The organism is Cyclobacterium sediminis (assembly GCF_054781075.1).
In genome coordinates, this window is the sequence record NZ_BAAGVC010000021.1 from 69,047 (window position 1) to 82,815 (window position 13,769).

Annotated in this window: 9 protein-coding genes; 6 read left to right on the forward strand and 3 right to left on the reverse strand. The window is 41.1% G+C overall.

Annotation, left to right across the window (positions count from 1 at the left end; translation table 11 throughout):
• The first annotated feature begins 401 nt into the window (after positions 1-401).
• Positions 402-3,563 carry a SusC/RagA family TonB-linked outer membrane protein gene (locus tag ACYVHJ_RS17545; protein ID WP_460517356.1) on the forward strand — a complete coding sequence of 1,054 codons (3,162 nt, stop codon included), beginning with the start codon at positions 402-404 and terminating at the stop codon, positions 3,561-3,563.
• 11 nt (positions 3,564-3,574) lie between these two features.
• Positions 3,575-5,095, forward strand: coding sequence for a RagB/SusD family nutrient uptake outer membrane protein (locus ACYVHJ_RS17550; RefSeq protein ID WP_460517359.1), 1,521 nt, complete (start codon positions 3,575-3,577; stop codon positions 5,093-5,095).
• 69 nt (positions 5,096-5,164) lie between these two features.
• Here ACYVHJ_RS17550 and ACYVHJ_RS17555 read toward each other — a convergent pair whose 3' ends face one another.
• The 3 genes from ACYVHJ_RS17555 to ACYVHJ_RS17565 form a co-directional block, all read right to left on the reverse strand.
• On the reverse strand, positions 5,165-5,530 hold the full coding sequence (locus ACYVHJ_RS17555; protein ID WP_339903099.1) for a DUF2200 domain-containing protein: 366 nt from the start codon (positions 5,528-5,530) through the stop codon (positions 5,165-5,167).
• A gap of 97 nt (positions 5,531-5,627) precedes the next feature.
• The gene (locus ACYVHJ_RS17560) at positions 5,628-6,209 is read right to left on the reverse strand and encodes a YdeI/OmpD-associated family protein (RefSeq protein WP_460517363.1); all 582 of its coding nucleotides are present in this window, start codon (positions 6,207-6,209) and stop codon (positions 5,628-5,630) included.
• A gap of 19 nt (positions 6,210-6,228) precedes the next feature.
• Positions 6,229-6,867 carry a class I SAM-dependent methyltransferase gene (locus ACYVHJ_RS17565; RefSeq protein WP_339903096.1) on the reverse strand — a complete coding sequence of 213 codons (639 nt, stop codon included), beginning with the start codon at positions 6,865-6,867 and terminating at the stop codon, positions 6,229-6,231.
• A gap of 497 nt (positions 6,868-7,364) precedes the next feature.
• Between ACYVHJ_RS17565 and ACYVHJ_RS17570 the strand changes: the two genes are divergently transcribed.
• From ACYVHJ_RS17570 to ACYVHJ_RS17585, 4 genes are all read left to right on the forward strand, one after another.
• Positions 7,365-7,997 (forward strand): hypothetical protein, encoded by a 633-nt coding sequence (locus ACYVHJ_RS17570; protein WP_460517368.1) that lies wholly within the window; start codon positions 7,365-7,367, stop codon positions 7,995-7,997.
• A 110-nt stretch (positions 7,998-8,107) separates the two neighbouring features.
• Complete coding sequence (locus ACYVHJ_RS17575) at positions 8,108-11,068, forward strand: DNA polymerase III subunit alpha (RefSeq protein WP_460517371.1); 2,961 nt, start codon at positions 8,108-8,110, stop codon at positions 11,066-11,068.
• Between the two features lie 153 nt (positions 11,069-11,221).
• Complete coding sequence (locus tag ACYVHJ_RS17580) at positions 11,222-12,364, forward strand: hypothetical protein (RefSeq protein WP_460517374.1); 1,143 nt, start codon at positions 11,222-11,224, stop codon at positions 12,362-12,364.
• 238 nt (positions 12,365-12,602) lie between these two features.
• A complete protein-coding gene (locus ACYVHJ_RS17585; protein WP_460517377.1) occupies positions 12,603-13,592 on the forward strand; it encodes a hypothetical protein in 990 nt (329 codons plus the stop codon).
• Positions 13,593-13,769 lie beyond the last annotated feature (177 nt).

Consider the following 13,769-nt stretch of genomic DNA (forward strand, 5'->3'; position numbering starts at 1 on the left):
ATTCGCTTATATAAGGTCTACGATAGATTTTCCAAGTACGCCTAGAATTGACATCCTCCTTCTTAACTTTTCTTTTTTCTATAATTCTTATAGGATTACGATTTTCCTTTACTAAAACGCTTACCCCAAGTCCCCCTTAGAAATGGTCAAAATAAGAATCAAATAATTGAGGGACCTTGGCCAATACAGTCATTAAAAAATAGATAGAATTCTATACCAAAGTTAGCTATAAATGTGAAACATCTCTTATATCACTTTTTAATTATCAAAAAATCGTTAAACAAAAACTAATTAGTATACATTAATTATTTAATTGTATTTATTATATTTAAAGTAATTATTTATACATAAAAACCACATAATATTTTGTTTCGATTATTAATTATTTAAACACATTATTTATGAGAAATTATTTACGCTTTAAGGGCATGGTTTCCCTTATGATAATTTTGCTCATCTTTTTAGAGGGAGCAATGGCTCAAGGAACAATTGTTCGAGGAACGGTAACGTCCTCGGAAGATGGGCAGGCAATTATTGGTGCTACTCTCTTGCTGCAGGGTGGTCAAGATTCAAGTCAAGGAACAGTGACAGATGTAAACGGTCGATACAGCCTTTCTGTTCAAGGGCCTGAATCTACACTAGTGGTTTCTAGTATTGGATACATCCCACAAACCATTAGGGTGGGAAATAGGTCTGAAATCGATATCCAATTAGCCCCTGACGTTAGTGAACTTTCAGAAGTGGTGGTAACTGCTTTTGGAATTAAGAGAGAGAAAAAGGCCTTGGGCTATTCTGTCCAAGAGGTAAATACCGAAGGCTTAACAGAAGCAAGAGAATCCAACGTGGTGAATTCCCTCAAAGGAAAAGTGGCCGGAGTTCATGTCAACCCTACATCTGGTGGACCAGGGGGATCATCCTACGTAGTTATCCGCGGAAACAGCTCATTAACAGGAAACAACCAACCTTTATATGTAGTTGATGGTATTCCCATTGATAACCAAACACTGGATCCTGCATCCAGCTTCTCTGGTTATGATTATGGAGATGGAATAGGCAATATCAACCCCGATGATATAGAAAATATTTCGGTATTAAAAGGGCCAAGTGCTGCATCTATGTATGGCGCCCGTGGAGCCAATGGCGTTATTTTAATCACTACCAAATCAGGTAAAAAAGGACAAGGTATAGGAGTAGAAATAAATTCCAATTATACTTTTGAGACACCAAGTGTGAACCCTACATTTCAAAACACTTGGGGAGGTGGATACGATGATGATTACAGCGCATTTGGTACAGAAGTCATCGATGGGAAAGAAACCTTAGTATGGCCCGGTTGGTTATTGGATCAATGGGGTGGGGCCATGGATGGAAGGCCTATTATATATGATTACGCCAGAGACTGGGGAGTAAAAGCCTACACTGCCCAGCCAACCGATAATATTGAGAATTTTTATAGAACAGGAACTACCAGCACCAATACGGTTTCAATATTTGGAGGAAATGAAACCAGTACCTTGAGGCTGTCCTTTTCAAACATGAATAACAGGAGCATTGTACCTAACAACACCCTAGATCGGCAAACCATTACACTGAGAGGTTCTCACCAGGTTTCTGAAAAGCTTCTTGTAGATGCAAAGATTAATTATACCAGGCAAGAAGGCAATAACCGAATTCAGAATGGTATTAGTTTCAGTAGTTTACAGGCAAGTCTGGAAGTGATGCCAAGAAGTATTGATCTTGATTGGCTCAAGGACCATACCAGAGCTAATGGGCTTATGTCAAGTTTTAAGCCAGGATCACCTTATAATCCCTATTGGATTACTGAAAAGTTCAAGAACAATGACACCAGAGACCGGATCATAGGCATGGCCAGGGTAAAATATGATTTTACAGATTGGTTGAGCATCCAAGGTAGAACAGGTACAGATTTTTATACCGACAACAGGTTTGCAATGGTTCCCCAGGGAACTCCCGGTGGAGCCAATATTAATGGCCAGGTTAGAAATACTATGTGGCGTGTGAAGGAAGAAAACAGTGATGTACTGTTGACTGCCACGGGAGATTTAAACAGTAATTTTCACGGAACGCTTTCTATTGGAGCTAATCATTTGAACAGAGATCAAGAAGTGGTACAAGTGAGTGGGCAAAACTTGGATATTCCAGATTTGTACCATATCAACAATGCCTCCCTAGTTTTTCCACGCAATTATAGTATTCAAAAACAAATGAATTCAGTCTATTTTCAAAGTCAACTGGCATTTAGAAATTATCTATTTCTTGACATAACAGGTAGAAATGATTGGTCTTCCACTTTAGGTATAGAAAATCAATCTTTCTTTTATCCTTCATTTAGTACCAGTTTTGCTTTTACGGACTTCTTGGAAATGGATTCTCCTATCTTAACATTTGGCAAGTTTAGGGCCTCTTATGCGGAAGCAGGTAATGATGCCGATCCATATTTGACCAAAGCAGGCTATTCTTTAAGTACCCAAACTTTTGACGGTCTACGCCTTGCCGCTATCCGAAGCAATGTTCCCTTAGAAGATTTAAAAAATGAGCTGACTACATCTTTTGAGCTGGGAATGGATTTAAGGTTTTTCGACAACAGGCTAGGTATTGATTTTACCTATTATACCCAATCAACCACCAACCAAATCCTTCCTGTAGAGATTTCTGCAGCCACCGGTTTTAATACTCGCTTAATCAATGCAGGTGAAATCAGGAACCAAGGTTTGGAATTAATGATTAATGCAAAGCTGGTAAAAGCAGGTGATTTTACCTGGGACTTGGGTATAAATGGATCTAGAAACAGGTCTGAAGTGGTATCACTGGCGCCAGGCATAAACAGCCACACCTTATTGAGCGGTACCGGAACTATTGAAGCTCGAGTAGGCCAACCCTATGGAAACATTGTTGGTTTTGCTAAAAAGAGAAATGAGGACGGAAGGATTCTGGTTTCAGAACTTGGTAAATGGCAAAGAGCAGATGAAATGACAGTTTTGGGAAATATTCAGCCAGACTTTCTAGGTGGCATTACCAACACTTTCTCCTATAAAGGGTTTGTGTTAAGTGGAATGATCGATTTTAGATTAGGAGGTCAGGTTTATTCATATAGCAAATATGATCAAATGGCCAAAGGCACTGGGAAATTTACAGAAGCAAGAGATACAGAGGATCTTATTGTGGATGGCCTGATAGAAAATGCTGACGGAACCTTTACGGAAAATAACATTTCCTTACTGTCTCATCAATATTACGCAGAACAGGGCCCTTGGGGAGGGATTGCAGAAACCATGGTAATCGACGCCGATTATATGGCTTTAAGGGAAGTTACTTTTGGTTATAATTTTAGCAAAGGATTTTTAGGCAAAACTCCTTTTACCAATGCCCGCTTATCCGTTGTAGGAAGAAACCTGTTGTACCTATACCGTGATCCTGAATTTAAGTTGATGGGCATCAGTCCTGAAACAGCCTTTAACAGCTCCACAGCGGCCCAAGGGGTAGAAGCAAGAGGCCTACCGACAACCAGAAGCATGGGTTTTAACTTATTTTTGACATTCTAATAAATTGAGTTATGCAATTAATAAAATTAAACATAAAGATTAAAAGCAATGCGTCTCTCTTATTGCTGCTTATGATATGCCTTGCTTGTACTTCCGATTTTGACGCTATTAATACGGACCCAACATTGTTGACAAAGGAAAAGGTTCAACCAAAGACCATTTTCACCAATGTATTAAAGAGCTCCATTTTTGAGTCTTACAGAAGTGGGACAATTGGAGAGTTTTCAGGGTACTATGCCAGTCAGGCAAGTGGTAATATTTTCGCCAATACGGATTACACCTCCCCTTTCAATTATTACAGAGATTACATCATTAATATAAGTGAAGTCATGCGGCTCACCGCTGAAGACCCTCAGAAAAATGACCAAAATGCCATGGCCCGAATCTGGAAAGTATGGTTGTACCACTGGGTTACGGATGCTTATGGAGATATTCCATATTTTGAAGCTGCTCAAGGAGTGGACAATGTAATTAACCAACCAAAGTACGATACCCAAGAAGAGGTTTATACCGACATGCTTAATGAGTTGAAAGAAGCCGAAGCTCAATTGGGAGCCCAAGGAAACCAATTATCATTCGGTAATGCGGATATCCTGTATCAGGGGAATGTGGAAAACTGGAAAAAGTTTGCCAATTCTCTACGTTTTAGGCTTGCCATCAGAGTCCGATTTGCAAGCCCATCTCTGGCTTCTGAGCATATTGGTGATCTAATTAATAAACCTTTAATTGATGAAAATTCAGAAAATGCATCATTGAGCACCCTCCCACCAAGTTCATCAGAAAACACCAACAACGTTAATTATATATGGACCAGAGAATTAACGGCCACCACACCTATGTTTGTGGGATTTCCCATAATGGATGTAATGATTCCAACTAATGATCCGAGATTGCCAATTTTGGCTAGTCCTGCACTAGACGGGTCCGGATCTTTTCGAGGAAGGCCTATACAATTGCTTCAAGAGGAAAAAGAACCTTATGGACAGGAAATGGTGGCCAGTGTAGGGCCGTTATTAAAAGAGGAAACCTATGATATCATAGTGATGAATGCTGCTGAAGTCCACTTCTTAAAAGCAGAAGCTGTCTTTGCAGGCATAACCGGAGAAGATGCCAACCAACTATACCAAATGGGAATACAGGCATCTATGGAACAATATGAGATTCCTGAAACAGCTATTCAAGATTTTCTAAATGGAGCTTCAGGAACGCTGATGGGTACCGAAGAGGAGCAATTTGAAAAGATCATTACCCAAAAATACATTTCCACATTTTTTCAGCACTACCAAGGATGGGCTGAATTTAGGAGAACAGGTTATCCAACAGTATGGATTGGAAGTGATGCGGGAGTAACCAATGGACAGATCCCAAGAAGATTAACTTATCCAAATGACGAATACCTAAAAAATGAGGCGAATGTCAAAGCAGCAGCAGATAGAATGGGAGGCGATGAATTGTTAACCCGCGTTTGGTGGGATGCAAGAGAAGGTGTACCAATCAGACATCCTTTACAGGATGTTTTCCCTCCAAATTAATATTCATTTTCTTATACAAAAGCCGGCAAAAACTGTCGGCTTTTGCTATTATACTTCAATTTTATCTTATTAACTATCCCGTAAAATTTTTTCCATCTTTTTACCTTTGGCCAATTCATCTACCAGCTTGTCCATCCATCTTACTTTTTGTGTCAAAGGATTGGTGATCTCCTCCACACGGTAACCACAAATAACTCCTTTAACCAGGTCAACATTGGGGTTTAGCGTGGCTTCCTGAAAAAAATGTTCAAAAGTAACTTGATTTTCAATAAGCTCCTGAATTCTCTCCTCATTAAACCCTGTGAGCCATTCAATTACCTGATGCAATTCTTCTTTTGTTCTGCCCTTCCGCTCCACCTTTGTTACATAATGTGGGTATACCGTAGCGAATGTCATTTTAGCAATCCGCTCATCGTGGTGACTTGTATCTTTCATAGAATTTTGGGATTTATGTTTCTTTATTAGATATACCTGTATTAAAATGCTCAAGACGATTAACGAATGTCCGGGCCAAAAGACGAGCACTCGGCACCTATCGAAATGCCTTAGGTTTTAAATTCTGCCCAGCATTTTCTGCTATTTCCAATACTCTTTGTTCTCGGGTAGCCGGTCGCTTTGCCATTGCAATCCATATTAATAAACTTTTCCTCAAAGATTTACTTTGACTATCGAAAAAGTCCCTTGACCCCGGAAACTCATTGAATTTCCTCGCTAAATCCATGGGTACTTCCAAGGTTTCTGCAGCATCCAAGATAGACCAGGAGCCATTTTTTTTGGCAATTTCCACCGCTCTTATGCCTGACTCTGACATCAAGCCTTTCTCTAGTAAAACTTCAATTTTGTCTTTATTCGTTTTTGACCAAATACTGTTTGCCTTTCTTTTGCTGAAGTATTGTCTGTACTTTTCATCATCTATAGGCTTTTTCAAACTGTCAATCCAACCAAACCGCAAAGCCTCATCTACAGATTCGCTCCAAGTAAGGTTTGGAGTAGGTGATTTTTTCTTATAAACAATGAGCCAAACAGCCTCTTTTATTAAGTGATGGCGTTCTAGCCAATTGCTCCATTCTTCTTTATTTGATGGACAAAAATCCTCAATTATTACCTTGGTCATGTGCTATAATTTAATTCTTTTAACCTACAGCAGCTTTCTTGCATACAATCTGCCAAAATTTTTGGCCGGGCTTGCCTTTTTTACTTTTCGCAGGCTCCATGATTGTCTTTGATTCAAGCAGCCCATAATCACCAAATTCATCGTTTACAGAATCTAGGTTATAATAAAACAATTCAACACCATGAGGTGTCAAAAATCTATTCTTGCCAATCTCCTCCCCTTTCCCAAAAGCATGGTCTTCGGTAGAAATAGCTACAAAAACCATAAAGCCACCTTCGCTGAGCTGATGGTAACAATCGGCTATTAGTTTGGCCCGATCTTTCTTATCAAGCAAATGAATCAAGGCATAGCAAAAGATCCCACCGTAAGTTTCATTGTCAAAAGGCATTCCACTTACTGATCCGTGGTGAACCTTTATTTGGTTTCCATATTGCTTTCTGGCAATATCAATTGCCGTTTCTGAAATTTCTATTCCTGTGACATCAAAGCCCTCATCCATAAAAACTTTTGCATTTCTCCCATAGCCAAAGCCGGGGACAAGGATTTTTTGCAGTCCATGCTCTTGAAAAAGTTTCACGGTTTCAAGAGCAGCATCTGCCGGGCTCAACCCCCACATGGATTGCTTTTCTCTAAAGTTTTCTTCCCAAAATTCCGTCATGGTTTCACATTTTCACCAAAATTCTTGGCATTGTCTACCAATTTATAAATTTTTTCAATTGGCATATGCCATATCACGAGATTAAGGTGTCGCTCCTAGGGAGCTTTTAATAATTCAAGCATTTGGTGCTACAAAAAAAAACTCCTACAGAGCTTTGGATTAAACAAAATGATAAAACATTTTAACTTACTCAAATTTAGAAACTTAGACTCATTGAATCCCTCCATAATTCAGTTGAAAATCTAAATGCTCCAGCGGAGCAATATTTTTGCATCCTATTGTATCGTCTCTGATCAGGAGCTCTAGTGGAACGGCACCCCATTATAGCCAATCAAACCTGAATTGATCTTGAAAAAGAACATTAATTTTCTCAGAAACCTACCCATAAAAAACATTTTGCATCTTACCTCCTATTTTCCTTATTGGGGAAATAGCCGTAAATTGTTTGCATTATGGCAGAATAAGGTCTTGCATCGTATCAAAATAACCATTCACTCATGAAAAACATTTTCCTAACCCTTAGTTTTTACCTACTGTTTACCAGTATTATCCTCGCTCAAAGCAGCTACCGACCTGACCTCTTTTTTAGAGAAGACTGGAAAGAAACACCCGCAGAAATCCCTGTCAACCAAAACCATGTCCAGAATGAGAATTTAACCGTTCAGCTATATGGACCTGGAAAAGATGTTATCAAAAAAAGCAACCATGAGAAACCTGTAGACGATCCTTTTTATATCTGGTCCGGACTATGTGAGGGCAACTGGATGCTAAGCCTAAAACACCGGCAACAAAATGTGAACCTTACAGGCTTTGCCAAAGTAAAAATGCGCACCAAACAAGTCGGGCTAAGAGAACTTCGCATTGCTTTAAAACTAGCTGACGACAAGTGGCTGGTAAGCGACCAATCGGCCGGTGCCTCTAAAGACTGGCGCATCTGGGAATTCAATATACAGGACATCAACTGGCACCACCTGGATCCTGAAGGCATAGTAGCCATCGGTCCGGCCACTGATCCCGACCTATCCAATGTAGAAGAAATCGGTTTTACGGATTTAATGCCCGGAGGACAATCAAAAGCTTGTTCAAGGCTGGACTGGATAGAAGTTCATGGCAGACCGATAGCAAGGTAAGGAGATTGGCAGCAAAGATTCATAGACAATAAAAATAATCACTTCAAACATCCACATTCAATTCATTTTGTTTATATTATTAACCATTAAATGTTAATAATATAAACAAAATGCACCTTAACTGCCACAGTTTCTACAGCTTCAAGTACGGCACCCTTTCTGTTGAACAGCTTGTTGTGGAAGCCAAGAAGCAAAAACTCGACGCCCTGGCCCTGACAGATATCAACAGCTGTTCGGGGGTGTTTCCTTTTATCCGCGAGGCCCAGAAAAATGGCGTTCATCCCGTCATAGGAATAGATTTTCGCAATGGTAGCAAACAGCAGTTTATAGGCCTGGCCAAAAACCAGGAGGGCTTTTATGAGTTGAACAGGTACCTTTCCCATCACCTGATGAACAAATTGCCTTTTCCCGAAAGGGCTCCCACATTCGATCACAGTGTGCTGATCTACCCTTTCACGGAGACATTCTTTACCCTGAAGGAGAATGAATACCTTGGCATACATCCTTCGCAACTCAATCGGCTTCCCTACAGTCCATGGGCCAAACACAAAGAGCGGCTGGTGCTTTTACAACCGGTTTCCTTCGCCAGCAAAACAGCCTTTAATGCCCACCGCCTATTGCGGGCCATGGATGGCAATACCCTGCTCAGCAAACTCCCTCTCAGCGAACAAGGAGATCCTGCAGATCGATTTTATGGCTATGCCGATATGGTTGGGCGCTGTGAAGGACACAGTTACCTGATTTACAATTCCCAAAAACTTCTGGAACAGTGCCAGTTTTCCTTTTATTTTCAGGCCGTAAAAAACCGTAGAGACATTCTTGGGTCCGACTGGGAGGATTTTGATTACCTGCGGCAAGAAACATACAAAGGAGCCATTCGCCGTTACGGAAGTTTGGATGAAACCAAAGAAAAACGTATCATTAAAGAGCTAGAGATTATCCAGCAAAAAGGCTTTGTTTCTTATTTTCTGATCAATTATGACATTGTCAATTTTGCACAACACAAAAACTTCTTTTATGTAGGCAGAGGCAGTGGAGCCAACAGCATCGTGGCCTATTGCCTGGCCATTACTGATGTGGACCCCATAGAATTGGACCTGTATTTCGAACGTTTTATCAACCTTTACAGGGAAAACCCACCGGATTTTGACCTTGACTTTTCTTGGAAAGACCGGGATGAAATCACCCGATATATCTTCAATACCTATAACCAAGCCCAACAGGACCATGTCTGCTTATTGGCTACCTTTAACACCTTCCAGTACAACTCTGTATTGAGGGAGTTGGGGAAAGTTTTTGGACTACCCAAATCAGAAATAGAATCTCTGATCTATTATGGAGACAAACTGAACAGTAGCAACTATATACCTGATCAATACGGCAAACTAATCTATCAATATGCCAGAGTGATCCGCAATATGCCCTCTCATTTGAGCATTCATGCAGGCGGAATATTGATTTCCCACAAGCCCATTCACTATTACACCGCTACCGAGTTGCCGCCAAAAGGCTTTGCTACTTCCCAGTTTGACATGCATGTGGCAGAAGACATTGGACTGCATAAATTTGATATCCTGAGTCAAAGAGGGCTGGGCCATATCAAAAGTGCACTGGAGCTGATCCATACCAACCAAGGAAAAACAGTAGACATACGTAGGGTGGCTGCATTTAAGAAAGACCCTGCGATTAAGGTACACCTTCGTGAGGGTCGAACCATCGGGGCATTCTATGTAGAATCTCCCGCCATGCGCATGCTATTGGCCAAAATGAAAGCCGATGAATACCTGGAGCTGGTAGCTGCCAGTTCCATCATCCGGCCGGGTGTGGCCCGCTCAGGCATGATGCGGGAATACATTCTGAGACATGTTAATCCCGCACGCCGAGAAAGAGCCCATCCGGTACTGAAGGACATCATGCCTGAAACGTACGGCATCATGGTCTATCAGGAAGATGTCATCAAAGTTGCCCACCATTTTGCCGGACTCACACTGAGCGAAGCGGATGTGCTCCGTAGAGGAATGAGTGGCAAATCACGTTCTAAAGGCGCCTTACAAAAAGTCAAAGAACGCTTTTTCTCCAACTGTCAGGAAATGGGCAGGGATGCAACTGTAACAGGAGAAGTATGGCATCAGATCGAAAGCTTTGCCGGTTATTCCTTTGCCAAGGGGCACTCTGCATCTTTTGCTGTGGAAAGCTATCAAAGCCTGTACCTGAAAGCCCATTATCCTTTGGAGTTTATGGTGGCGGTTATCAATAATTTTGGTGGCTTTTACCATACTGAATTTTATATACACGAATTACGCATGAATGGGGCTGATGTACAGGCCCCACACCTTAACGAAAGTGACTACTTTACCAATATCAAGGGGAAGACCGTTTACCTGGGCTTTGTACATATGAAATACCTGCAACAAGAAACCTCCGGCAGATTATTGGCTGAAAGACAAAAGGCAGGCCCCTTTACCGGACTAACTGATTTTATTTCCCGGGTAGACATCAGTTTGGAGCAATTGCTGATACTTATCCGCATCGGCTGTTTTCGGTTCACGGGCAAAAGCAAGCAAGAGTGTTTATGGGAGGCCCATTTTATCATGCACCGCAAAAAAAGCCCTACCGGTGGAAGTCAGCGTTTATTTGTCAATGCAGGATTTCGTGAGTTGAAGGCGCCGGTGCTGGAAGATTTGGACCTGAGACAGGAAATCATCGATCAACTTGAAATATTGGAATTTCCGCTGATCAGCCCTTTCCACTTGGTAAAAGATCAGCAAACTACGGGAATTGCCGCCTTGGAAATGAAGCAATTCCTTGGCAAGCGTGTGCAACTTATTGGATATCTCGTTACGGTCAAATATACACGTACCGTGAAAGGGGATGTAATGAATTTTGGTACTTTTATAGACAAAGATGGATACTGGATAGACACGGTTCATTTTCCTCCGGTAGTTAAAAAAACACCCTTAAAAGGGCGAGGCATCTACCTTATTAAAGGCAAGGTAACGGAGGAATTTGATTTTTACAGCATAGAGGTAAGTAGCTGCACAAGGATGGAATACTGGAATGCAGAGGATTAACCTTAGAAAAACAGGAGAAATACACTTCAAGACAAGCCATTACAAGCAAACCCTCCAATAGCATTTGACCATTCACTTTAAAAATGAATAAAACCACTATTGAAATGGAAATCCACTAAATTTTAATTAACTTAATAGTTCAATCACCTGGCTATGAAAAAAACAATCCTACTGCAACTCTGCTTGATCACTTGCCTGTTTTCATGTGGATCTACCAATAATGAAAACTCCCCAAACACCTCATACACTTTAGAAATAGTAGATTCTGTGCAGGTGGATTTTCTAGGAAACCTGCAACTTTATGCGGTTCATTCGGCTAGGGATTTATTTCTTTTCCATGAATTCCGAAAAAATCAATTCATCCTCACGGATAAAAACGGGGAAGTTCTATCCTCCTTCGATCAACCGGGCGATGCACCCACCTCTTATGGAAATACACCGGGCTCCGCTACTTTTGTCGGAGACAGCATTGTTGTCATGGGGAGACAAAAGCTGGTAATTTATGATCTTAATTTTGATTATATCAAAAGTCATAAAAAACCCTACGCGGGTAAAGGAATGTTTTACTCCGGATACGACCATTTGCAAAAGGCCAATATAGCCAATGAAACCCATTTAGTTGCCTTTACCGGAGGCCCCCAACATCCAGCCGCTACAAATCAGGAGGCCTATTACAGCCATTTCAACACCTTTGATCTAATCAACCTTGATTCCGGTGGCTACGTACCCATTACTCCCCTGCATCCCGAAAGCAGGTATAAGCAGGGTAAGGCATTTAATTTTATCAGGCCGATGTTTCAGGTAAATGAAGACAAGATTCATTTTATTTTTGCCACAGACACCTTATTTCACAGCCACGACCTGAGCAAAGCGGAAAATGAATTAACCGTGGAAGGTATCCCATTTGATGATTTTATCCTCAATCCAGGATACCCATTTGGGGGAAGTGAAGATTATGACACCCCTAAACCTAAAAAAGGTGAAGTAAAAAGCTATTTTAAGGTGGATGAAAAAGACCTGATCCTTTACCAGTCCGGCCTATCTCTTGAAAACACCCCACTCCGAGGAACTACTTCCCGGGAGGAATGGAAGGAAATCAATGCTCGACTAAACCCTTTAAAATTTCTTGTAAGAGAAGCTGAAGGGGTATACAGCGAAGTAGGCCTCTGTCCCACCAATTTTACCCCTACACATGTAGATGGTAAAAATCGGTTGTGGGCGCGACAGCATGTTGAGCTTTTGGATCAGGAACCTGAATTCTACACCATCTATCAGGTAGCATTGGTGCCGGAGTAAAAGTCATTACTGAAAGTAGCGAGAAACCTGGTAGTTCTAAAAAAGATATGCAGTTACGATTTAGTAGATCTTAGGCCCGTTTTAACTCGAAGTCAGCTTACTAGCCTTGGTTAAAGGGGATTTTTTGGTTTAAAATGATATTTTTACAAATCAAATTCAGATTTAATCCAGCAGATGACATGCTGGAACCACTGTTGATGTGAAACACATCATCGAATAACCTCAAAAGACGATCACTATGCGAATAAATTTTCTTTCCGCTATTTTTTTGGTCTGCTTATGTTTGAATGCAGGAGCACAAAATTCAGAAATGGATGATAGTAATATAGGGATAAAACCAAATAATGCGATTAACGGAAGTTTATTTGACAGAGATAGGGCTGAGGAAAAATCATTGAAAAGCATCAATATTGAAGCCGGTATAGTAATTTCTCCTCCACCAGGCAGACTGGCAATTGTGGCGGATGGCAATTCCCCCGACCCGGATGATCTTGGTGGAACAGCCGTTTCTTTAGCGCTGCTGCGGGCTGTAGGATTAACCGATAGATTGGTGCATTACTCCCACAGTTGTGATTTGGTTAGAGGGGCAAGGATTTCTGCAAGGGCTGAAAGAGAGCGGCACTATTTGATGCAAGTAGCCTGCGATGTTACAGCACGTAGATGGGGTGGATATGATTCTCTGGTGTTTTTCGATGCCCTTTGGCAACAAGAGGAAACGGTGAATGATTTGGCTAAAGCAATAAATGCCTCTTCGGCCGAAAACCCATTGTGGATCATTGAGGCAGGTGAGCCTGACATTATAGCACTCGCTTTGGAGGTGGCCGATAATGATAAATCCCAATTCGTAAAGGTAATTACCCATCATCCGGCAAATGACAATGCGGGAGATTTTTACACCTGGAAGCAGCTATTGGATTTTGGTGTTGAAGAAGTTCGTATTCCGGATCAAAATACAAACCTAAAGGTGGATTTAGCCCAGTGGGATTGGGCTAAAAATCACGCTGATCCAAGAATTCAGTGGGTTTGGATGCTTGGGAAAATAGCAGAAGTAGATGATGTAGTCAAATTTCAAAAAGATAAATGGGATTGCTCTGATGCCGGCATGGTGCTATATTGGATTACCGGAGCCACTAATGGAGGATTGAAATCAGGAACTGTAGAAGATGTAAAAGATATATTGTTGAACCATATTGAAGCCAATCCGATGGCGGGTCAAACTTTGAATTAACAATCCATATCAAACTGGAAGTATTATCACAACCAAGCCTTAATTCCGTCTAGGATTGGGGCTTGGTATTATTTTTACCCTGGTCTTCCAAGATCAATGTGGCTCAAATAGTTAAATGCGAAATACTATTACGTCCTAGAATCAATTCAAACAAGCTGATTTCATTTTGGTGGCAAC

Coding starts and splice junctions, on each gene's coding strand:
- ACYVHJ_RS17545 (WP_460517356.1), top strand. CDS start 402: ATGAGAAATTATTTACGCTTTAAGGGCATGGTTTCCCTTATGATAATT.
- ACYVHJ_RS17585 (WP_460517377.1), top strand. CDS start 12,603: ATGCGAATAAATTTTCTTTCCGCTATTTTTTTGGTCTGCTTATGTTTG.
- ACYVHJ_RS17555 (WP_339903099.1), bottom strand. CDS start 5,530: ATGAAAGATACAAGTCACCACGATGAGCGGATTGCTAAAATGACATTC.
- ACYVHJ_RS17565 (WP_339903096.1), bottom strand. CDS start 6,867: ATGACGGAATTTTGGGAAGAAAACTTTAGAGAAAAGCAATCCATGTGG.
- ACYVHJ_RS17550 (WP_460517359.1), top strand. CDS start 3,575: ATGCAATTAATAAAATTAAACATAAAGATTAAAAGCAATGCGTCTCTC.
- ACYVHJ_RS17560 (WP_460517363.1), bottom strand. CDS start 6,209: ATGACCAAGGTAATAATTGAGGATTTTTGTCCATCAAATAAAGAAGAA.
- ACYVHJ_RS17580 (WP_460517374.1), top strand. CDS start 11,222: ATGAAAAAAACAATCCTACTGCAACTCTGCTTGATCACTTGCCTGTTT.
- ACYVHJ_RS17575 (WP_460517371.1), top strand. CDS start 8,108: ATGCACCTTAACTGCCACAGTTTCTACAGCTTCAAGTACGGCACCCTT.
- ACYVHJ_RS17570 (WP_460517368.1), top strand. CDS start 7,365: ATGAAAAACATTTTCCTAACCCTTAGTTTTTACCTACTGTTTACCAGT.